The organism is Geodermatophilus chilensis, assembly GCF_002802985.1.
In the GTDB taxonomy this organism is placed as follows: domain Bacteria; phylum Actinomycetota; class Actinomycetes; order Mycobacteriales; family Geodermatophilaceae; genus Geodermatophilus; species Geodermatophilus chilensis.
In genome coordinates, this window is the sequence record NZ_NVPT01000048.1 from 1 (window position 1) to 20,698 (window position 20,698).

17 protein-coding genes are annotated in these 20,698 nt (G+C 74.4%); 16 read left to right on the top strand and 1 reads right to left on the bottom strand.

The features are described 5' to 3' along the window. The first annotated feature begins 188 nt into the window (after window positions 1–188). From CNO22_RS10095 to CNO22_RS28250, 6 genes are all read left to right on the top strand, one after another. Window positions 189–1,100 carry an ABC transporter ATP-binding protein gene (locus CNO22_RS10095; RefSeq protein WP_198588222.1) on the top strand — a complete coding sequence of 304 codons (912 nt, stop codon included), beginning with the start codon at window positions 189–191 and terminating at the stop codon, window positions 1,098–1,100. Further along, window positions 1,097–1,915 (top strand): ABC transporter permease, encoded by an 819-nt coding sequence (locus CNO22_RS10100; RefSeq protein WP_100499248.1) that lies wholly within the window; start codon window positions 1,097–1,099, stop codon window positions 1,913–1,915. Before CNO22_RS10095 ends, CNO22_RS10100 begins: the two co-directional genes overlap by 4 nt. Before the next feature lie 78 nt (window positions 1,916–1,993). Beyond that, on the top strand, window positions 1,994–3,070 hold the full coding sequence (locus CNO22_RS10105; RefSeq protein ID WP_100499249.1) for an adenosine deaminase: 1,077 nt from the start codon (window positions 1,994–1,996) through the stop codon (window positions 3,068–3,070). A 231-nt stretch (window positions 3,071–3,301) separates the two neighbouring features. Continuing rightward, the gene (locus CNO22_RS10110) at window positions 3,302–4,843 is read left to right on the top strand and encodes a DEAD/DEAH box helicase (RefSeq protein ID WP_100499250.1); all 1,542 of its coding nucleotides are present in this window, start codon (window positions 3,302–3,304) and stop codon (window positions 4,841–4,843) included. A 57-nt stretch (window positions 4,844–4,900) separates the two neighbouring features. Next, window positions 4,901–5,290, top strand: a complete 390-nt coding sequence (locus tag CNO22_RS28245) for a helix-turn-helix domain-containing protein (protein ID WP_198588225.1) — start codon at window positions 4,901–4,903, stop codon at window positions 5,288–5,290. After that, window positions 5,287–5,880 carry an IS630 family transposase gene (locus CNO22_RS28250; protein ID WP_269799584.1) on the top strand — a complete coding sequence of 198 codons (594 nt, stop codon included), beginning with the start codon at window positions 5,287–5,289 and terminating at the stop codon, window positions 5,878–5,880. Before CNO22_RS28245 ends, CNO22_RS28250 begins: the two co-directional genes overlap by 4 nt. 38 nt (window positions 5,881–5,918) lie before the next feature. On the opposite strand, the gene valS is transcribed toward CNO22_RS28250, so the two are convergent. Then, entirely contained in the window at window positions 5,919–8,504 is a 2,586-nt protein-coding gene (valS, locus tag CNO22_RS10125; protein ID WP_100499253.1) for a valine--tRNA ligase, read from the bottom strand. A 42-nt stretch (window positions 8,505–8,546) separates the two neighbouring features. Between valS and folC the strand changes: the two genes are divergently transcribed. From folC to proB, 10 genes are all read left to right on the top strand, one after another. After that, window positions 8,547–9,923: a bifunctional tetrahydrofolate synthase/dihydrofolate synthase gene (gene folC, locus CNO22_RS10130; RefSeq protein ID WP_100499254.1), complete on the top strand. Its 1,377-nt coding sequence runs from the start codon at window positions 8,547–8,549 to the stop codon at window positions 9,921–9,923. Beyond that, window positions 9,920–10,318: a DUF4233 domain-containing protein gene (locus CNO22_RS10135; RefSeq protein ID WP_100499255.1), complete on the top strand. Its 399-nt coding sequence runs from the start codon at window positions 9,920–9,922 to the stop codon at window positions 10,316–10,318. Before folC ends, CNO22_RS10135 begins: the two co-directional genes overlap by 4 nt. An 11-nt stretch (window positions 10,319–10,329) precedes the next feature. Next, complete coding sequence (gene ndk / locus CNO22_RS10140; RefSeq protein ID WP_100499256.1) at window positions 10,330–10,752, top strand: nucleoside-diphosphate kinase; 423 nt, start codon at window positions 10,330–10,332, stop codon at window positions 10,750–10,752. A 95-nt stretch (window positions 10,753–10,847) separates the two neighbouring features. Next, a complete protein-coding gene (locus CNO22_RS10145) occupies window positions 10,848–12,776 on the top strand; it encodes a TIGR03960 family B12-binding radical SAM protein (protein ID WP_100499257.1) in 1,929 nt (642 codons plus the stop codon). Continuing rightward, window positions 12,776–13,540 (top strand): TIGR03936 family radical SAM-associated protein, encoded by a 765-nt coding sequence (locus CNO22_RS10150; RefSeq protein WP_100499258.1) that lies wholly within the window; start codon window positions 12,776–12,778, stop codon window positions 13,538–13,540. The genes CNO22_RS10145 and CNO22_RS10150 overlap by 1 nt, the downstream gene beginning before the upstream one ends. 260 nt (window positions 13,541–13,800) lie before the next feature. Further along, window positions 13,801–17,076, top strand: coding sequence for a ribonuclease E/G (locus CNO22_RS10155; protein WP_100499259.1), 3,276 nt, complete (start codon window positions 13,801–13,803; stop codon window positions 17,074–17,076). Window positions 17,077–17,340: 264 nt separating this feature from the next. Further along, a complete protein-coding gene (gene rplU / locus CNO22_RS10160; protein ID WP_100499260.1) occupies window positions 17,341–17,652 on the top strand; it encodes a 50S ribosomal protein L21 in 312 nt (103 codons plus the stop codon). Window positions 17,653–17,659: 7 nt separating this feature from the next. Further along, on the top strand, window positions 17,660–17,917 hold the full coding sequence (gene rpmA / locus CNO22_RS10165) for a 50S ribosomal protein L27 (RefSeq protein WP_012947748.1): 258 nt from the start codon (window positions 17,660–17,662) through the stop codon (window positions 17,915–17,917). A gap of 160 nt (window positions 17,918–18,077) precedes the next feature. Beyond that, on the top strand, window positions 18,078–19,574 hold the full coding sequence (gene obgE / locus CNO22_RS10170; protein WP_100499261.1) for a GTPase ObgE: 1,497 nt from the start codon (window positions 18,078–18,080) through the stop codon (window positions 19,572–19,574). Further along, window positions 19,571–20,692, top strand: coding sequence for a glutamate 5-kinase (proB, locus tag CNO22_RS10175; RefSeq protein WP_198588223.1), 1,122 nt, complete (start codon window positions 19,571–19,573; stop codon window positions 20,690–20,692). The genes obgE and proB overlap by 4 nt, the downstream gene beginning before the upstream one ends. The last annotated feature ends 6 nt before the right edge of the window (window positions 20,693–20,698 follow it).

Consider the following 20,698-nt stretch of genomic DNA (forward strand, 5'->3'; position numbering starts at 1 on the left):
TATGGAGGTGTTGATAAACGTGGGTCGGACCAAGGTGGCAGAGCGGTAGAACATCTCCAGGAAGGCGGAGATTAGGATCAGCAGCGGGGAGAAGTCCAAGATCAGGACGTAAGGGGTGGTCAGCAGCGTCAGATGCGGAAAAGAGACAGGGAGCAGTCGTCCCGGTCAGCGGGGGAGACTGTCTCCTCGTGCAGAAGGACTCCCTCCTCCCCACCACGGGCACGCGCGCGGCGGTGCCCGGGAGGGAGCCGCTCGACCCGGACGCCGCCATCTCGATCCGCGGCCTGGTGAAGCGGTACGGCGACCGCGCCGCCGTCGACGGCCTGGACCTCGACATCCGCCGCGGCGAGATCTTCGCGCTGCTGGGCCCCAACGGCGCAGGCAAGACCACCACCGTCGAGGTGCTGGAGGGCTACCGGAAGCGGGACGGCGGTGACGTGCGCGTCCTCGGCGTCGACCCGGCGCGGGGCGGACGGCGCTGGAAGGCGCAGCTGGGCATCGTGCTGCAGTCCGGCGCGGGGGACAGCCAGCTGTCGGTGCGCGAGCTGCTGAAGGCGCGGGCGTCGTACTATGCCGAGCCGCGCGACCCCGACGAGGTGCTCGAGCTGGTCGGCCTGACCGACAAGGCCGGGGCCCGGGGGCGCACCCTCTCCGGCGGGCAGCGCCGGCGGCTGGACGTCGCGCTGGGCATCGTCGCCCGCCCGCGGCTGCTCTTCCTCGACGAGCCGACCACCGGCTTCGACCCCGAGGCGCGGCGGCAGTTCTGGGCGCTGATCCGCTCGCTGCGCGACCTCGGCACCACGATGCTGCTGACCACCCACTACCTCGACGAGGCCGAGGCGCTGGCCGACCGGGTCGGTGTCCTCGCCCGCGGCCAGCTCGCCGAGGTCGCCGTCCCTGCTGCGCTGGGTGGGCGCGGCACCGCACCCGCCGTCGTCCGCTGGACCGAGGACGGCGTCCGGCGCACCGCCGAGACGACCACGCCGACCGCGTTCGTGCGGGAGCTGGCCGCGCGCTTCCCCGGCGAGGTGCCCGACCTGACGGTCGCCCGGCCCACGCTCGAGGACGTGTACCTGAAGATGATCGGGGACCACTCGTGACCACCGCCCCGGAGCGCACCGCACTGCCCCCGCTCGGCCGGGTGTACCTGACCCGCGCCGGCGTCGAGCTCAAGGAGTTCTTCCGCCAGCGCGAGTCGGTCGTGTTCACGCTGGTCTTCCCGGTGATCCTGCTGCTGGGTCTGGGCGCGGTGCTCGACTACGACCTCGGCGCCGGCGTCGACTTCCCGCAGTACTTCATGGCCGGGGTCATCACCGCGGGCATCGTCGGCGCGAGCCTGCAGAACATGGCGATCCACATCGCCGGGGAGCGCTCGGACGGCACGCTCAAGAGCCTCCGCGGCACACCGATGCCGGCCAGCGCCTACTTCGCCGGCAAGGTGGTGCAGGTGCTCGCGGTGGCGGTCGCGACCATCGTGCTGCTGCTCCTGGTCGGCGTCCTCGTGTACGGGATCGAGCTGCCCTCGGGCGCCGACTGGCTGACCTTCGCCTGGGTGTCGGTGCTGGGGGCGGCGGCCTGCACGCTGCTGGGCATCGTCGTCTCGACGCTGGCCCGCAACGGCCGGTCGGCGTCGGCGACGGTCACCCCCATCGCGCTGGTGCTCGAGTTCATCTCCGGGGTCTTCATGCCCTTCGACCAGGTGCCCGCCTGGCTGCAGGACGTCGCCGCACTCTTCCCGGTGAAGTGGCTGGCCCAGGGCCTGCGCTCGGTCTTCCTCCCCGACGCGCTGGCCGCCCGCGAGCCGGCCGGGTCGTGGGAGCTCGGCACCGTCGCGCTGGTGCTGGGCCTGTGGTGCGTCGTCGGCCTGGTGCTGTGCGCCCTGACCTTCCGCTGGCAGGACCGGGGAACCGACTGACGGCGCGGCGATTTCCGCGGAAATCGCCGGAGGGCACCTGGCCGCAGGGGCGTCCGGGCGGACGGCGAAGATGGTTCCGTGCCCGCACCGCTGACCGCCGACTCGATCCGCCGCGCTCCGAAGGTCCTGCTCCACGACCACCTGGACGGCGGGCTGCGGCCGCAGACGGTGCTCGAGCTCGCCGACGAGGCCGGCTACCGCGACCTCCCGGCCGATGACGCGGACGAGCTCGGCCGCTGGTTCCGGCAGGCCGCCGACTCGGGCTCGCTGGTGCGCTACCTGGAGACCTTCGCGCACACCGTCGCGGTGATGCAGCGCCCGGAGGCCGTCAGCCGGGTGGCCCGCGAGTGCGCGCTCGACCTGGCCGCCGAAGGCGTCGTGTACGCCGAGGTGCGCATGGCACCCGAGCTGCTGACGGCGCAGGGCACCCCGATCGAGGAGGCGGTCGAGGCGATCCTCGACGGCTTCGCGAAGGGCAGCGCCGAGGCCGCGGCGGCGGGCACGCCGATCACGGTGGGCACGCTGCTGTGCGCCATGCGGCAGAACGACCGGTGGGACGAGGTCGCCGGTCTGGTGGTCCGCCACCGCGACGCCGGCGTGGTCGGCTTCGACCTGGCCGGCCCGGAGATCGGATTCCCGCCCGACCGGCACCCCTCGGCCATCGCGCTGCTCGACCGCGCCGGGGCGCACCGCACCGTGCACGCCGGCGAGGCGGCCGGCATCGACAGCATCGTCGCCGCGCTGGACGGCGCCCGCGCCGAGCGGCTCGGGCACGGGGTGCGCATCGCCGACGAGGTCGCCGACGACGGCGCCCTCGGCCCGGTGGCGCAGCGGGTGCTCGACGCGCAGGTGCCGCTGGAGGTCGCGCCGTCGTCCAACGTGCAGACCGGCGCCTACCCGTCGCTGGCCGCGCACCCGGTCGGCCGGCTGCACCGGCTCGGCTTCGCGGTCACCGTCAACACCGACAACCGGCTGATGAGCGGTGTCTCGGTCACCAGCGAGCTCACCGACGTGGCGCGGACCTCCGGCTGGGGCTGGGACGACGTCCAGACGGTGACCGAGCGGGCGCTGGCCGCCGCGTTCCTGCCCGACGACGAGCGCGCTCGGCTGCTGGCCGACGTCGTCCGCCCGGGGTACGCAGCGCTGCGCGGCTGAGCGTGGCGGGGACCACCCCGATCGCGGGAATCCCGGCTCGACCTGCGCTGCTACGGTAGGTGTACCGGCAGTCGCCGGTCATCCTCTCCGGACGGTCCGTCCGGGCAGAAGCGCATCCGTGCAGATCCGCAGCGTCTCCTGACGTCGTGATCGCCAGTGAGGACGCCGATCGACGGTGTCCGCCCACCACCACGGGACGCGCGCCGAGAAGCATCGGAGTCCCACACCCGTATGACCACGTTCGACACTGTCGACGTCCAGATCGACCTTGCAGACACCGTCGCCGAGACCGTCGAGGTCGAGGCCCCCAAGGGTCCCACCTTCGCCCAGTTGGGCCTGCCCCAGCAGCTGGTGACCGCTCTCGAGCGGCGGGGGATCTCGCACCCGTTCGCCATCCAGGCCTCCGCCCTGCCCGACGCCCTCGCCGGGCGCGACGTGCTCGGCAAGGCCGCCACCGGCTCGGGCAAGACGCTGGCCTTCGGCCTGCCCCTGCTCGCCCGTCTCGGCGGAACCGCCCAGCGGGGGCCCCGCGCCCCGCGCGCGCTGGTCCTCGTCCCGACCCGCGAGCTCGCCCAGCAGGTGCACGACAACCTCGCGCCGCTGGGCCAGTCCCTCGGCGTCCAGCTGGCGACCGTCTACGGCGGTGCGTCCATGTACCGCCAGATCCAGCAGATGCGCCGCGGCGTGGACGCGATCATCGCCACCCCCGGCCGCCTGCAGGACCTCATCAGCCAGGGCGAGGTCACCCTCGACGCGGTCGAGGTCAGCGTCATCGACGAGGCCGACTTCATGTCCGACCTCGGCTTCCTGCCGGTCGTGCAGGAGCTGCTCGACCAGACCCGTCGCGACGCCCAGCGGCTGCTGTTCTCGGCCACGCTGGACGGCGAGGTCGACACCCTGGTCCGCCGCTACCTCAAGGACCCGGCGCGGCACGAGGTCAAGCGCGCCGGGGACGAGGCCCCGCCGGCCGAGCACCTGGCCTACAGCGTCGCCTTCCGCGACAAGGTGCCGGTGACCGAGCTGCTGGCCGCCCGGCCGGGCCGCACGATCGTCTTCGTGCGCACCCAGCTCGGTGCCGACCGGCTGGCCGGCAACCTGCAGGCCGCCGGCATCAAGGCCGAGGCGATCCACGGTGGGCTGCCGCAGGGTGCCCGTCGCCGGGCCCTGGAGGAGTTCACCGACGCCCGCAGCCCGGTGCTGGTCGCCACCGACGTCGCCGCCCGCGGCATCCACGTCGACGACGTCTCGCTGGTGCTGCACTACGACCCGCCGGCGGACCACAAGACCTACCTGCACCGCTCGGGCCGCACCGCCCGCGCCGGCGCCGGCGGTGTCGTGGTCTCGCTCCTCCTGCCCGACCAGGTGGGCCAGGCCAAGCGCCGGTTCCGCCAGGCGAAGATCGAGCCGGAGGTCTCCCGGGTCCGCCCGGGCGACGCCCCGATCGCCGAGCTGGTCGCCAGCGGCGTGCACGTCGAGCCGGTGGAGCGCACGGTGCGCGAGTCCCGCCGTCCCTCCGGTGGCCCCGGTGGCCGGCGTCCGCGCCGGGACGGCGAGCGTCCCCGCCGCGACGGCGACCGCCCGCGTCGTCCCCACGGCGACCGTCCGCGTCGGGACGGCGACCGTCCGGCGTTCGGCGATCGGCCGTACGGCGAGCGTTCCCGCGGGAACGGCGAGCGACCCCATGGCGGCGAGCGGTCCTACGGCGAGCCCGGGGAGCGGCGGTCCAGCCCGTACCGCGGTCAGGGTCGGCGACCCGAGCGGTCGGCGGACTGACAGCGGTGTGCTGATTGGTTGGCGGGGGTATTCAGGCCCGGCGTGCGGGCGTACTCGATGGATCTGCGGAATCGGGTGGTGGCCGCGGTCGATGCCGGGATGACCCAGCCGCAGGTGGCGGCGCGGTTCGGGGTGTCGCTGCGCACCGTGGAGCGGTATCTGGCGCGCCGGCGGGCGACCGGCAGCCTGGCTGCCACCGAACAGCGGCACGGGCCGGAGCCGAGGGTGCGGCAGCAGCTGCAGGCCTGGCTGCCCGGTCGGTTGACCGCCGCGGCCGATGCCACGCTGGAAGAGCACGTGGCGGCGTTCGTCGCCGCCGGCGGCGAGCGGGTGTCGCTGGCGTCGATGTCGCGGGCGATCGCGAGCCTGCCGCCCGAGCCCGGGGCGGAGTTGACCCCGGGCGGGCGCCGGCGGCGGGCGGGGCGGCCGTTGAAGCAAAAAGCCTGACCGCCACCGAGCGCGACGAGACCGCGCGCGCCCGGTGGCGGGAGCAGATGGACACGATCGATCCGGCGCGGCTGGTGTTCGTCGACGAGTGCGGCACGCACACCGCGATGACCCGCCACCGGGCCCGCGCCGCGCGCGGGATGCGGGCCCGCGGCGCGGTGCCGCGCAACCGGGGCCCGGTGACCACCCTGCTCGCCGGGGTGAGCCTGGCCGGGATGAGCCCGGCGATGACCGTCGAAGGCGGCACCGACACCGCGGTGTTCGCCACCTATCTCGAGCATTTCCTGCTCCCGGCCCTGTCCCCGGGGACGGTGGTCGTGGTCGACAACGTCGGCGCGCACCAACCCGACCGGATCCGCGAGCTGGTCGCCGCCGCCGGCTGTGAACTGGTGTTCCTGCCCGCCTACTCGCCGGACCTGTCTCCGATCGAAGAGGCGTTCAGCAAGATCAAGGCGCTGGTCAAGGCGGCCGCCGCGCGCACCCGGGCGGCGCTGGACACCGCAATCGCCGCCGCCCTGGAGGCGGTCAGCCCGGCTGATGCCGCCGGCTGGTTCTCCCACGCCGGCTACCCCACCCGCCAAGCTGCATGAGAACCGCTGTCAGAGGTCCAACGGTCCGCGGCGTGCGATCAGGCCTCGGCGGGTGGGGCGAGGACGACGTCCACGGCGAGCGGGCCCTCACCGGCGACGACGGTCAGCGCGGCGATCCGGCCGGCCTCGGTGAGGTCGCTGCGCGCGGCCTCCACCAGCGCCACCTGCTCGGCCGGCGCGGTCACCGTCGCGGACTCGACGTCGGCCCGCATCGAGACCTTCGCGTCGGACTTGGCCTTCCGGACCCCGGCCAGCGCGGTCGCCACGACCAACACCACCGCGGGGTCCCCGCCGGTCGGCAGCTCGGTCGCCGTCGGCCACAGCGCGCGGTGCACCGAGCCCGACTGCCACCAGGACCAGACCTCCTCGGTGACGAACGGCAGCACCGGCGCGAACAGCCGCAACTGCACCGACAGCGCCAGCGCCAGCGCGGCCCGGGCGGACTCGGCTGCCGGCCCCGATCCGTAGGCGCGGGACTTCACCAGCTCCACGTAGTCGTCGCAGAACGACCAGAAGAACGCCTCGGCGACCTCGAGCGCCCGCGTGTAGTTGTAGGACTCCATCGCCGCGGTCGCCTCGTCGACGACACCGGCCAGCCCGGCCAGCAGCCCGCGGTCGATCGGCTCGGTCACGGCCGAGGCGGACAGCTCGGCGGACGCCCCCAGCCCCAGCACGAACTTGCCGACGTTGAGGATCTTGATGGCCAGCCGGCGGCCGACCTTCATCTGCGCCTCGTCGAACGGCGAGTCCGCCCCCGGCCGGGCACCGGCGGCCCGCCAGCGCACCGCGTCGGTGCCGTAGCGCTCCAGCACGTCGATCGGCGTGACGACGTTGCCCTTCGACTTCGACATCTTCTTGCGGTCCGGGTCGACGACGAAGCCGGAGATCGTCGCGTGCGTCCACGGCACCGTGCCGTGCTCGAAGTGCGAGCGGACGACGGTGGAGAACAGCCAGGTCCGGATGATGTCGTGGGCCTGCGGGCGCTGGTCCATCGGGAAGACGTGCGCGAACAGCTCCGGGTCGGTGTCCCAGCCCGAGGCCACCTGCGGGGACAGCGACGACGTCGCCCAGGTGTCCATCACGTCGGGGTCGGCGACGAACCCGCCGGGCTCCCCGCGCTGGTCCTCCGAGAACCCCGGCGGGACGTCGGACGACGGGTCGACCGGCAGCGACTCCTCGGGCGCCAGGATCGGCTCGTCGTACACCGGGTCGCCGGAGGAGTCGAGCCGGTACCAGACCGGGAACGGGACGCCGAAGAACCGCTGGCGGCTGATCAGCCAGTCGCCGTTGAGGCCCTCGACCCAGTTCTCGTAGCGGTGCCGCATGTGCTCGGGCACCCACTGGATCTCCCGGCCGCGCTCGATCAGGGCCCCGCGCAGCGACGCGTCCCGGCCGCCGTTGCGGATGTACCACTGCCGCGTGGTGACGATCTCCAGCGGCCGCTCGCCCTTCTCGAAGAACTTCACCGGGTGGGTGATCGGCCGCGGCTCGCCCTCCAGGTCGCCGGACTCGCGCAGCAGCTCGACCATCCGCTGCTGAGCGCTGAACACCGTCTTGCCGGCCAGCTCGGAGTACGGCCCGGCCGGCACGCCCGCGGGCGCCTCGGGCAGCAGCCGGCCGTCCCAGCCGACGATCGCACGGGTGGGCAGCTGCAGCTCGCGCCACCAGGTGACGTCGTTGAGGTCGCCGAAGGTGCAGATCATCGCGATGCCCGAGCCCTTGTCCGGCTCGGCGAGGCGGTGCGCCACCACGGGGACCTCGACGTCGAACACCGGCGTCCGCACGGTCCGGCCGAACAGCGGCTGGTAGCGCTCGTCGTCGGGGTGGGCGACCAGCGCGACGCAGGCGGGCAGCAGCTCGGGCCGGGTGGTCTCGATGAGCACCGGCCCGTCAGCCGAGTGGAAGGAGATCCGGTGGTAGGCGCCGGGGCGCTCCCGGTCCTCCAGCTCGGCCTGGGCGACCGCCGTCCGGAACGTGACGTCCCAGAGGGTCGGCGCCTTCTGCGCGTAGGCCTCACCACGGGCCAGGTTGTGCAGGAACGCGCGCTGCGCGGTGGCGCGCGAGGCCACCGAGATCGTCCGGTAGACGTTGGTCCAGTCCACCGACAGCCCGACCCGGCGCCACAGCTGCTCGAAGGCGAGCTCGTCCTCCGCGGTCAGCCGCTCGCACAGCTCGACGAAGTTGCGCCGCGAGACCGGCTGCTGGTCCTTGCCCGGCTTGGCCGGTGGCTCGAAGGATCCGTCGTAGGGGAGGGACGGGTCGCAGCGGACGCCGTAGTAGTTCTGCACCCGGCGCTCGGTCGGCAGCCCGTTGTCGTCCCAGCCCATCGGGTAGAAGACGTGCTTGCCGCGCATCCGCTGGTAGCGGGCGACGATGTCGGTGTGCGTGTAGCTGAACACGTGCCCGACGTGCAGCGAGCCGCTGGCCGTCGGCGGCGGGGTGTCGATCGACCACGTCTGCTCCCGCGGCGCCGCCAGCGCGGCCGCGCGGTCGAAGGCGTAGGTGTCGTCCTCCGCCCAGCGGGCGGTCCACCTCTCCTCGAGCCCGTCCAGCGACGGCTTCTCCGGTACACCGGCGCCCGCTCCGGGGACGGAGGTCTCCGGGGTGTGGATGTCGGTGGTCATGCCCCTCATCGTAGGTAGTGGGTGACTGGCATCCTGGACAGGATGAGCACCGGGGCGGGTACGGGGCGGACGGGCGGCGCCGTCGATCTCGCCCGCGTCGAGACAGAACTGCTGGCCCGGTGGCCGGAGACCCGGCTGCAGCCCTCGCTGGGGCGCATCTCGGCCCTGGTCGACCTGCTGGGTTCCCCGCACCGGGCCTACCCCGTCGTCCAGGTGGCCGGGACCAACGGCAAGACGACGACGGCGCGGATGGTCGACGAGCTGCTGCGCGGCTTCGGCCTGCGGGTGGGCCGGTTCACCAGCCCGCACCTGCAGTCGGTGCGCGAGCGGATCGTGCTGGACGGCGAGCCGGTCAGCGCCGAGCGGTTCGTCGAGACGTACGACGACATCGCGCCCTACGTGCAGATGGTCGACGCCGCCGGCGAGCACCCGATGAGCTTCTTCGAGGTCATGGTCGGCATGGCCTACGCGACCTTCGCCGACGCGCCGGTCGACGTCGCCGTCATCGAGGTCGGGATGGGCGGCACCTGGGACGCGACCAACGTCGTCGACGCCCGGGTCGCCGTCGTCACGCCGGTCGCGCTGGACCACGCCGAGTACCTGGGGCCGGACGTCGGCACGATCGCCGGGGAGAAGGCCGGGATCATCAAGGACGACGCGATCGCGGTCCTCGCCCACCAGCAGCCGGCCGCCCTCGACGCCCTGGTGCGCCGCGCCGTCGAGGTGGAGGCCGTCGTCGCGCGCGAGGGCACCGAGTTCGGCGTGCTGGAGCGGAAGGTCGCCGTCGGGGGCCAGCAGCTGCGGCTGCAGGGCCTCGGCGGCGAGTACGAGGAGGTCTTCCTCCCGCTCTTCGGCGCGCACCAGGCGCAGAACGCCGCGACCGCGCTCGCCGCCGTCGAGGCGTTCCTCGGCGCGGGTGCGGCGACCGGACCGGTCGACCAGGAGACGGTGCGCGCCGCGTTCGCCGCCGTCCGCTCGCCCGGCCGGCTCGAGCGGGTGCGCACCAGCCCGACGGTGCTGGTCGACGCCGCGCACAACCCCGCCGGCATGGCGGCCACGGTCGAGGCGGTCCGGGAGTCCTTCGACTTCACCCGGCTGGTCGGCGTGGTCGGCGTGGTGCACGGCAAGGACGTCGAGGGGATGCTGCGCGAGCTGGAGACCGTCTGCGCCGAGCTGGTCGTCACCCAGAACGGCTCGCCGCGCGCGATGCCGGCCGACGAGCTGGGCGCGCTGGCCGTCGACGTCTTCGGCGCCGACCGGGTCAGCGTCTCGCCGCGGCTGCCCGAGGCGCTGACCGAGGCGATCGAGCTGGCCGAGGCCGGGCCGGACGACGCGCTGGGCGGCTCCGGCGTGCTGGTCACCGGCAGCGTGATCACGGCGGGGGAGGCCCGCACGCTCATGGGTGGGGAGCAGCCGTGACGGCCACGGACCCGGTGCGGGCGGCCCGGGCGCTGCGCGGGGCCGCGGCCGGCGTGCTGGTGCTCGAGGGCATCGCCGTCCTGTTCGTGCCGCGGGGCATCGCGCAGACCGAGGAGGGCCTCGGCGGCGTGCGGCTGACGCTGCTGCTGGTGCTGGCCGTCGTCCTCGTGCTGGCCAGCGGGGTGCAGCGCCGTCCCCAGGGCCTGGTGGTGGCCACCGCACTGCAGGTGCCCCTGCTGTTGACCGGCCTCCTCAACAGCGCCATGTGGTTCGTCGGCGGCGTCTTCGTGCTCATCTGGCTGTACCTGCTGCAGGTCCGCAAGGAGCTGCTGGGCTCGCCGTTCGGGGACCCGGCTGCCCGTTCGGACGGCGATGCCGGCACGGGCCCCGCGTAGGCTCCGCGCTCGTGTCTGAAGCCACCCCCGCCCGCACCCTCGTCCTCGTCAAGCCCGACGGCGTCGCCCGTGGCCTGGTCGGCGAGGTGATCTCGCGCCTGGAGGCCAAGGGCCTGCGCCTGGTGGCGGCCGAGCTGCGCACGCTGACCCGCGAGGTCGCCGAGGAGCACTACGGCGAGCACCGCGAGAAGCCGTTCTTCGGCCCGCTGGTCGAGTTCATCACCGGCGGTCCGCTGCTCGCGCTCGTCGTCGAGGGCCCGCGGGCGGTGGAGGCGTTCCGCGCCCTGGCCGGCGCCACCGACCCGGTGAAGGCGGCCCCCGGGACCATCCGTGGCGACTTCGGCCTCGAGGTGCAGAACAACATCGTCCACGGCTCGGACTCCGACGAGTCCGCCGCCCGCGAGATCGGGCTGTTCTTCCCGAAGCTCGGCTAACGCTCGCGAGATCGGCGGTCTCGTGGCGATCGACCCCTGATGGCCACGAGATCGCCGATCTCGCCGCCCCGGGGCCCGTCTACCCTGGACGGGTCATGAACGGTGAATCGCTGTACCCCCGTCTCGAACCGCTCCTCGCGCAGGTGCAGAAGCCGATCCAGTACGTCGGCGGTGAGCTGAACGCGCAGGTCAAGGCGTGGGACGACGTCGCCGTCCACTGGGCGCTGATGTACCCCGACGCCTACGAGGTCGGGCTGCCCAACCAGGGCCTGATGATCCTGTACGAGGTGCTCAACGAGCGGCCCGACGCCCTGGCCGAGCGCACCTACGCCGTCTGGCCCGACCTCGCCGCCCTGATGCGCGAGCACGGCGTCGGCCAGTTCACCGTCGACTCCCACCGCGCGGTCGCCGACTTCGACCTGCTGGGTGTCAGCTTCGCCACCGAGCTCGGCTACACCAACCTGCTCGAGGCGCTCGACCTCGCCGGAGTGCCGCTGCGCGCCACCGACCGCGACCAGGCGCACCCGGTCGTGGTGGCCGGCGGGCACGCCGCGTTCAACCCCGAGCCGATCGCCGACTTCGTCGACTGCGCCGTCCTCGGCGACGGCGAGCAGGTCGTCGGCGACATCACCGACGTGGTGGCGGCGTGGAAGCAGCAGGGCCGGCCCGGCGGCCGGGTCGAGCTGCTGACCCGCCTGGCCCGGGTCGACGGCGTGTACGTGCCGCGCTTCTACGCGGTCTCCTACGGCCCCGACGGCGCGATCGCGGCGGTCACGCGTACCCGGGACGACGTCCCCGCGCGGGTGGGCAAGCGCACCGTGATGGACCTCGACGAGTGGCCCTACCCGAAGACGCCGCTGGTGCCGCTGGCCGAGAGCGTGCACGAGCGGATGAGCGTGGAGATCTTCCGCGGCTGCACCCGCGGCTGCCGCTTCTGCCAGGCCGGGATGATCACCCGGCCGGTGCGCGAGCGGACCATCACCGGCATCGGGTCGATGGTCGACCAGGGCCTGCGCGCGACCGGCTACGAGGAGGTCGGGCTGCTGTCGCTGTCCAGCGCCGACCACTCCGAGATCGGCCAGGTCGCCAAGCAGCTCGCCGACCGCTACGAGGGCACCAACACCGGGCTGTCGCTGCCCTCCACCCGCGTCGACGCCTTCAACGTCACCCTCGCCAACGAGCTGTCCCGCAACGGCCGGCGGTCCGGCCTGACCTTCGCGCCCGAGGGCGGCAGCGAGCGGATCCGCCGGGTGATCAACAAGACGGTGTCCAAGGACGACCTGGTCCGCACCGTCACCACGGCCTACGCCAACGGCTGGCAGCAGGTGAAGCTCTACTTCATGTGCGGGCTCCCGACGGAGACCGACGAGGACGTGCTGGAGATCGCCGAGCTCGCCGTCGAGGTCATCCGCGCCGGCCGGGAGGCCAGCGGCCGCAAGGACATCCGCTGCACGGTGTCGATCGGCGGGTTCGTGCCCAAGCCGCACACCCCGTTCCAGTGGGCCGGGCAGGCCAGTGCCGAGACCATCGACCACCGGTTGAGGCTGCTCCGCCAGGCCATCAACGCCGACCGCCGCATCGGCCGCTCGATCGGCCTGCGCTACCACGACGGCAAGCCCGGCGTGATCGAGGGCCTGCTCTCCCGCGGCGACCGCCGGGTCGGCCGGGTCATCGAGCGCGTCTGGCGCGAGGGCGGCCGGTTCGACGGCTGGAGCGAGCACTTCTCCTACGAGCGCTGGACCGCCGCCGCGGCCGCCGAGCTCGCGCCCCTCGGCGTCGACCTCGACTGGTACACCACCCGCGAGCGCGGCCAGGACGAGGTCCTGCCCTGGGACCACCTGGACTCCGGGCTGGACAAGGAGTGGCTCTGGGACGACTGGCAGGAGGCCCTCAGCGAGGAGGAGGTCGCCGACTGCCGGTGGACCCCCTGCTACGACTGCGGCGTCTGCCCGACCAACGGCACCGAGATCCAGATCGGTCCCACCGGGCGCAGCCTGCTACCGCTCACGGTCGTCGGCCGCTAGTGGCCCGCCAGCCCGAGGGGCCGCCCCCGCCGCCCACCGTGCAGAAGCTGCGGCTGCGCTACGCCAAGCGCGGCCCGCTGCGCTTCGCCTCGCACCGCGACCTCGCCCGCGCCCTGGAGCGGGCGCTGCGCCGCGCACGGGTGCCGATGGCGTTCTCCGCCGGCTTCTCGCCGCACCCGAAGATCTCCTACGTGGGCGCGGCACCCACCGGCGCGGCCAGCGAGGCCGAGTACGTGGAGATCGGCCTGGCGCAGCGGTGCGACCCCGAGCAGGTGCGCGCCGCGCTGGACGCCTCGCTGCCGCCGGGCATCGACGTCCTGGAGTGCGTGGAGGCCTCGGGCGCCGGGTCGCTGGCCGACCGGATCGACACCTCGGTCTGGCGGGTGGAGCTGCCCGGCGTCGCGCTCGCCGACCTGCAGTCGGCCGTGGAGGAGTTCCTCGCCAGCGACGTCGTCATGGTCGCCAAGCGCACCAAGAACGGGCTCAAGGACGTCGACGCCCGGCCCGCGGTCGTCGGCGCGTCGGCGGCCGAGGAGGCAGGTTGTGCCATACTGCACATGGTCGTCCGGCAGGTGACGCCCGCCGTTCGACCCGACGACGTGTTGGCCGCCCTGGTTGCCGTCGCCGACCTGCGCCCGCCGTCGCCCCCTCGGGCCGTGCGTGAGGCGCAGGGCCGGCTCGACGACAACGGGACCGTGGCCGACCCGCTCGGCCCGGACCGCGTTGTGGGCACCCGCTGCCAGGGGGAGCCCGCCACGGTCTGACCGGTGGGCCCCGGGGCCGCACGCCGTCGAGCGGCACGGCTGCCAGACGTGACGCACCCCGAGATCTCGCACCACCGAAGGACCCGCACCACCGGCGCCCGGCCGCGGCAACTCCTCGCCCGGACACCGGCCCAGACTTCGCGGGTCGCGCCTGCCGCCGCACCCGGCGCGGGGCCCGACCCGTCCGACCCCGTGTTCCTGCGCGGCCGCCAGTCCCTGTGATCGGCGCCCGGGAGCACCACACAGGAGGCGAGCCACGCGTGGCCGACCAGACAGACGACAGCACCACCACCCCGGCCGACGAGGGCCTCGACCCCGCGGCGCTGCCGCAGGGCACGGAGGTCACCGGGGCCGAGGACGAGCTCCGCGCCGCCGAGGCCGGCGAGGACGACGACGCCGGCGAGCAGGCCGCCGTCGCGGAGGAACCGGCCGCCGCGGAGGCGGAGGAGCCGGCCGCTGCGGAGGAGCCGGCCGCCGAGGAGGCGGAGGAGCCCGCGGCCGTCGAGCCCGAGGAGCCGCCGGTCTCCCGCTTCGGCGCCCAGTTCAGCTCCCCGGAGCCCACCGCGGTCATCGCCCGTCCCCGCCGACGGGCCACCCGCCCGGCCGGCGCCGCCGTCCCCGATGACCACCCGCCCGTGCCGCCCGCGGCCCCGGCGATCCCGGCGTTCGTGAGCTTCGTCGCCCCCGCCGACACCGACGTCCCGCCGCCCCGCCGGCGCAGCCGCCGTCCGCTGGCCGAGTCGCCGGCGGTCGAGAAGCCCGACGTCGAGCCGGCCGAGGACACCGAGGACGAGACCCCGGCGCCGCGCTCGCGGCGCAGCCGCTCGCGCCGCCGCTCCGGCGGCGGGGACGAGACCCCTGCCACCGGCGAGGACGCCGGGACCGACACCGACCTCGACGAGGAGCGGACGGAGGCCGACGGCGACACCGGCGCGGACGACGGCGAGGACAACGGGGCCGGCGGCAGCCGGCGCCGCCGTCGGGGCCGCCGCGGCCGTGGCCGCGGGCGCAGCGGCGACGACGCCGCCGACACCGAGGGCGACGACGACTCCGCCGTCGAGGACACCGGCGACGAGGACACCGGCGACGAGCAGGGCGCCGACGACGAGCAGGGCGCCGACGACGACACCGAGGACGCCGACACCGACGCCGACAGCGGTGAGGACACCGCCGAGGGCGACGAGGGCGAGGGCGGCTCGAGCACCCGCCGCCGGCGCCGGCGCCGCCGCCGCGGGGGGACCGGGGAGGCCGGGGAGGCCGCCGCGGAGAACGACGACGACCGCCCCGAGCGGGCCGGCCGCAACGGCCGCACCACCAGCGATGACGACGTCAAGGGCGTCGCCGGTTCCACGCGGCTGGAGGCCAAGCGCCAGCGCCGCCGCGACGGCCGGGACAACGGCCGCCGCCGGGTGCCGATCCTCACCGAGGCCGAGTTCCTCGCCCGCCGCGAGGCGGTCGACCGCAAGATGGTCATCCGCCAGCGCGGCGAGCGCACCCAGATCGCCGTCCTCGAGGACGACGTGCTCGTCGAGCATTACGTGACCCAGGCGCAGGCGACGTCCTTCGCCGGCAACGTCTACCTCGGCCGGGTGCAGAACGTGCTGCCCAGCATGGAGGCGGCGTTCGTCGACATCGGCAAGGGCCGCAACGCCGTCCTGTACGCCGGTGAGGTCAACTGGGACGCCGCCGGGCTGACCGGCAAGCAGCGCTCCATCGAGCAGGCGCTGAAGTCCGGCGACAAGGTGCTGGTGCAGGTCACCAAGGACCCGATCGGCCACAAGGGCGCCCGGCTCACCCAGCAGGTCAACCTGCCCGGCCGGTTCCTGGTCTACGTGCCCGGCGGCTCGATGACCGGCATCAGCCGCAAGCTGCCCGACACCGAGCGGCAGCGGCTCAAGGACATCCTCAAGAAGATCGTCCCCGAGGACGCCGGCGTCATCATCCGCACCGCCGCCGAGGGGGCCTCCGAGGAGGAGCTGACCCGCGACGTCGCCCGCCTGCAGGCGCAGTGGGACGTCATCCAGCGGAAGGCGGAGTCCTCCTCCAACGCCCCGTCGCTGCTCTACGGCGAGCCCGACCTGGCCATCCGGGTCATCCGCGACGTCTTCAACGAGGACTTCAAGGAGCTCGTCGTCCAGGGCGACGACGCGTGGGACACCGTCGAGGCCTACGTCGCGCACGTCTCCCCGGAGCTGGTCGGCCGGCTGACCCGGTTCACCGGCGAGGGCGACGTCTTCCGCGACCTGCGCATCGACGAGCAGCTGACCAAGGCCCTGGACCGCAAGGTGTGGCTGCCCTCGGGCGGCTCGCTCGTCATCGACCGCACCGAGGCGATGACGGTCGTGGACGTCAACACCGGCAAGTTCACCGGCTCCGGCGGCAACCTCGAGCAGACCGTCACGCGCAACAACATGGAGGCGGCCGAGGAGATCGTCCGCCAGCTCCGGCTGCGCGACATCGGCGGCATCATCGTCATCGACTTCATCGACATGGTGCTCGAGAGCAACCGCGACCTGGTCCTGCGGCGGCTGACCGAGTGCCTGGGCCGCGACCGCACCAAGCACCAGGTCGCCGAGGTCACCTCGCTGGGCCTGGTGCAGATGACCCGCAAGCGGGTCGGCCAGGGGCTGCTCGAGGTCTTCTCCGAACCGTGCGAGCACTGCCGCGGCCGGGGCGTGGTCGTGCAGCTCGACCCGGTGGACGAGAAGCGCCGGGGCAACGGCGGCGGGGGCACCAGCGGCGGCAGCGGTCGACGCGACCAGCAGCGCGGCGGGGGCGGCGGTGGCGGCAAGGAGAACGGCGCCAAGCCCGACGGCCAGAAGGACGCCGAGCCCGCCGAGACCGTGGCCGTCGGCGCCGAGGTGCCGGCAACGCCCGGCCCGGACGGCGACGGTGAGGGCCAGCGTTCCGGCGGCGGCCGGCGCAGCCGCGGGCGCCGCAACCGCAGCCAGTCCGGCGAGGAGCGCGCGGCCGAGGACGCCGCGGTGCTCGCCGCCGCCGACGAGGACGCCGGGAACGAGGACGCCGGGAACGAGGACGCCGGGAACGAGGACGTCGGGAACCAGGACGTCGGGAACCAGGACGTCGGGAACCAGGACGCCGGGACCCCCGACGATGTGGTGGCCGGGGTCGAGCCCGACCAGCCCGACGCCGTGACCCCGGAGGTCACGCCCGGGCCCGTCGCCGAGGAGCCGGCTGCCGACCAGGCGCCGGAGCCCGCAGAGCCCGCGCAGGAGCCGGTGCCGGCCCAGCAGGCGCTCGCCGAGCCGTCGCTCGCCGAGCCGGTGGACCGGGCCACGGACGCCGTGCCGACCGACGACGAGGCCGTGCCCGCCGGTGCCGGCCCGGACGACCCCGGCCCCATGGACGCCGAACCCGCCGAGGAGCCGGCGACCGCCGACACGCCGTCGGCCGGGGGGACGGCGGGGGAGACGCAGGTGCCGCCGGCCGACGACGGTGGGGCAGCCACCGCGCCGGTCACCCGCCCGCGCCGCCGCCGGGCGGCCAGCCGGCCGGCCGGACCCCCGGCCTCCTAGAAAGAGGACCTCCCTGCCCCCCGCCACTCGCAAGCTCGCGGCGGGACCCTGCAGGGAGGCCGGGGGTCCGGGCCGGGGGCAGGGGGTCCTTCTCCTTCCCCCGTTCGACCGGGTCCCGGCCGCTCGGGTACGCTGGTCGGGTTGCACCGCCCCGGTGCCGCGCACCTCCGGGTGCCGCCTGGGAGGCGGGCAGCCCGTCCAGCACCCGGCGCCTGGCGTCCGGGCGCACGCAGGACACGTCAGAGGCTATCGAGGAGTTCAGTGGTGTACGCAGTCGTGAAGGCCGGTGGCCGGCAGCACAAGGTGGCCGTGGGCGACCGGTTCACGGTCAACCGTCTCGTGGGTGAGGCGGGCGACACCGTCACCCTCCCGGCCCTGCTCCTGGTCGACGGGGACACCGTCACCAGCGACGCGGAGACGCTGGCCGGCGTGACCGTGACCGGCGAGATCATCGGCCACGGCAAGGGCCCGAAGATCCGCATCCACAAGTTCAAGAACAAGACCGGCTACCACAAGCGTCAGGGGCACCGTCAGCCCCTCACCGACGTCGTGGTCCGCGACATCACGAAGGGCTGACGCCGACATGGCACACAAGAAGGGCGCCTCGTCCTCCCGCAACGGCCGCGACTCGAACGCGCAGCGCCTCGGCGTCAAGCGCTTCGGGGGTCAGGTCGTGAAGGCCGGCGAGATCATCGTGCGCCAGCGCGGTACCCACTTCCACCCGGGCCTGGGCGTCGGCCGCGGCGGCGACGACACGCTGTTCGCGCTGCAGCCCGGTGCGGTCACCTTCGGCACGCGGCGGGGACGCAAGACGGTCTCCATCTCCGCGGTCGAGGCCTGAAAGAGGACCCCGTCCTCCTCACCGCTCGCAGGCTCGCGGTGAGCCTCTGGACGGGGCCGGCCCCGGACGGGGCCGCCGCACACCCACCACGCGCACGAGCGCACGGGCTACCCGGCCCGTGCGCTCGTCGCGCTTGAGAGAAGGAAGAGGCGGCGCGGAGATGGCCGCTTTCGTCGACCGCGTGGTCGTGCACGTCGCCGCCGGCAACGGCGGGCACGGCGTCGCCTCGATCCACCGCGAGAAGTTCAAGCCGCTCGGCGGCCCCGACGGGGGCAACGGCGGCAACGGCGGGAACGTCGTCCTCGAGGTGGACCCCAGCGTGCACACGCTGCTGGACTTCCACCACCGCCCGCACCAGAAGGCCGGCAACGGCCGCCCCGGTGAGGGCAGCAACCGCCACGGCGCCCGCGGCGAGGACCGCGTGCTGCGGGTCCCCGCCGGCACCGTGGTCAGCACGCCCGACGGCCGGGTGATCGCCGACCTGGTCGGCGCCGGCACCCGGGTCGTCCTCGCGCACGGCGGCAAGGGCGGCCTGGGCAACGCCGCGCTGGCCAACGCCCGGCGCAAGGCCCCCGGCTTCGCGCTGCTCGGCGAGCCGGGCGAGGCGTTCGACGCCGTGATCGAGCTCAAGAGCATCGCCGACGTCGGCCTGGTCGGGTTCCCCTCGGCGGGCAAGTCCTCGCTGATCGCGGCCATGTCCGCGGCGCGACCGAAGATCGCCGACTACCCGTTCACCACGCTGGTGCCCAACCTCGGCGTCGTCCGCGCCGGCGACACCGTCTTCACGATGGCCGACGTCCCCGGGCTGATCCCCGGCGCCTCCGAGGGCCGCGGGCTGGGCCTGGAGTTCCTCCGCCACATCGAGCGCTGCGCGGTACTGGTGCACGTCGTCGACATGGCCACGATGGAGCCCGGCCGCGACCCCGAGAGCGACATCGAGGCGCTGCAGCACGAGCTGGCGCAGTACCGCGCGGACCTCGTCGACCGGCTGCGGGTCGCCGTCCTCAACAAGGTCGACGTCCCGGACGCGCGCGAGCTGGTCGACCTGGTGCGCGAGCCGCTGGAGCAGCGCGGCCTGCAGGTGTTCCCGGTGAGCGCGGCGACCGGCGAGGGGCTGCGCGAGCTCGGCTTCGCGCTGGCCGCGGCCGTCGAGGAGTACCGCGCCGCGCTGCCCGAGCCCGAGCCGGTGCGGGTGACCCTCACCCCGCGGGCGGTCGACGACAGCGGCTTCACCGTCGAGCGCGACCTCGACGACGAGGGCGCGTTCACCGTGCGCGGCGTCAAGCCCGAGCGCTGGGTCCGCCAGACCGACTTCACCAACGACGAGGCGGTGGGCTTCCTCGCCGACCGGCTCAACCGGCTTGGCGTCGAGGACGCCCTGCAGGAGGCCGGCGCGCAGGAGGGCGACACCATCGTCATCGGCGACGTCGCCTTCGACTTCGTGCCGACGCTGCCGGCCGGCACGCTGAGCGTCGAGGAGACCGCCGGGCTCGGCGGGCGGGGCACCGACTCCCGCATCGACGCCCCGCACCGGGTGCGCGCGGAGGAGCGGCTGGCCGCGAAGAAGGCCCGCCGCGTGCCCTACGAGCTCACCGAGACCTGGACCGACGACGACCTGCCCGACGACGCCCTGCCCGACGGGGACGACGACGCATGAGCCTGCGCGCGGAGATCGCCGGTGCGCGGCGGGTCGTGGTCAAGGTCGGCTCCTCGTCGCTGACCAGCCTGCCCGGCGGGCTGGACGAGCAGCGGCTGGCCGCCCTCGTCGACGTCCTCGGGGCGGTGCACGCGCAGGGCCGCGAGGTCGTCCTCGTCTCCTCGGGGGCGATCGCCGCCGGCCTGGCCCCGCTCGGGGTCGGCGGCCGGCCGCGGGACCTCGCCACCGCCCAGGCCGCCGCCAGCGTGGGCCAGCTGCGGCTGGTGCAGACCTACGCCGACGCCTTCGCCCGGCACGAGGTCACCGTCGGCCAGGTGCTGCTGACCGCTGACGACCTCACCCGGCGCAGCCACTACCGCAACGCGCAGCGGACGCTGGAGCGGCTGCTGACCCTGGGCGTGCTGCCGATCGTCAACGAGAACGACACGGTCGCCACCGAGGAGATCCGCTTCGGCGACAACGACCGGCTGGCCGCGCTCGTCGCGCACGTCGCCCGGGCCGACGCGCTGCTGCTGTTCAGCGACGTCGACGGCGTCTACGACGGCGACCCGCGCCAGGGCCCCGCGCAGCTGATCGACACCGTGCGCGACCCCGCGGACCTCGGCGAGGTCACCCTCGGCACCGCCCGCCGCAACGGCGTGGGCACCGGGGGGATGGCCACCAAGGTCGAGGCCGCGCTGATCGCCGCGCACGCCGGCGTCCCCGTCGTCGTCACCTCGACCGCCCAGGCCGCCGCCGCGCTGGCCGGGGAGGCGGTCGGCACCCGGTTCGCCGTCATGGGGCCGCGGCCCCGCGCCCGCCAGTTCTGGCTGCGCTTCGCCACCCGCCCGCGCGGCCGGCTGCACCTCGACGAGGGCGCGGTCCGGGCGCTGCGCGAGCGGGGCGCCTCGCTGCTCCCGGCCGGCATCACCGACGTGGCGGGGGAGTTCCTCGCCGACGACCCCGTGGAGCTGGTCGGCCCCGACGGCGTCGTGGTCGCCCGCGGGCTGGTCGCCTACGACGCCCGGGAGCTCCCGCCGCTGCTGGGCCGCAAGACCAGCGAGCTGGACCCGGAGTACCAGCGCGAGATCGTGCACCGCGACGAGATGGTGCTGGTGAGGCGCCCGTCCCTGGGCTGAGAGACT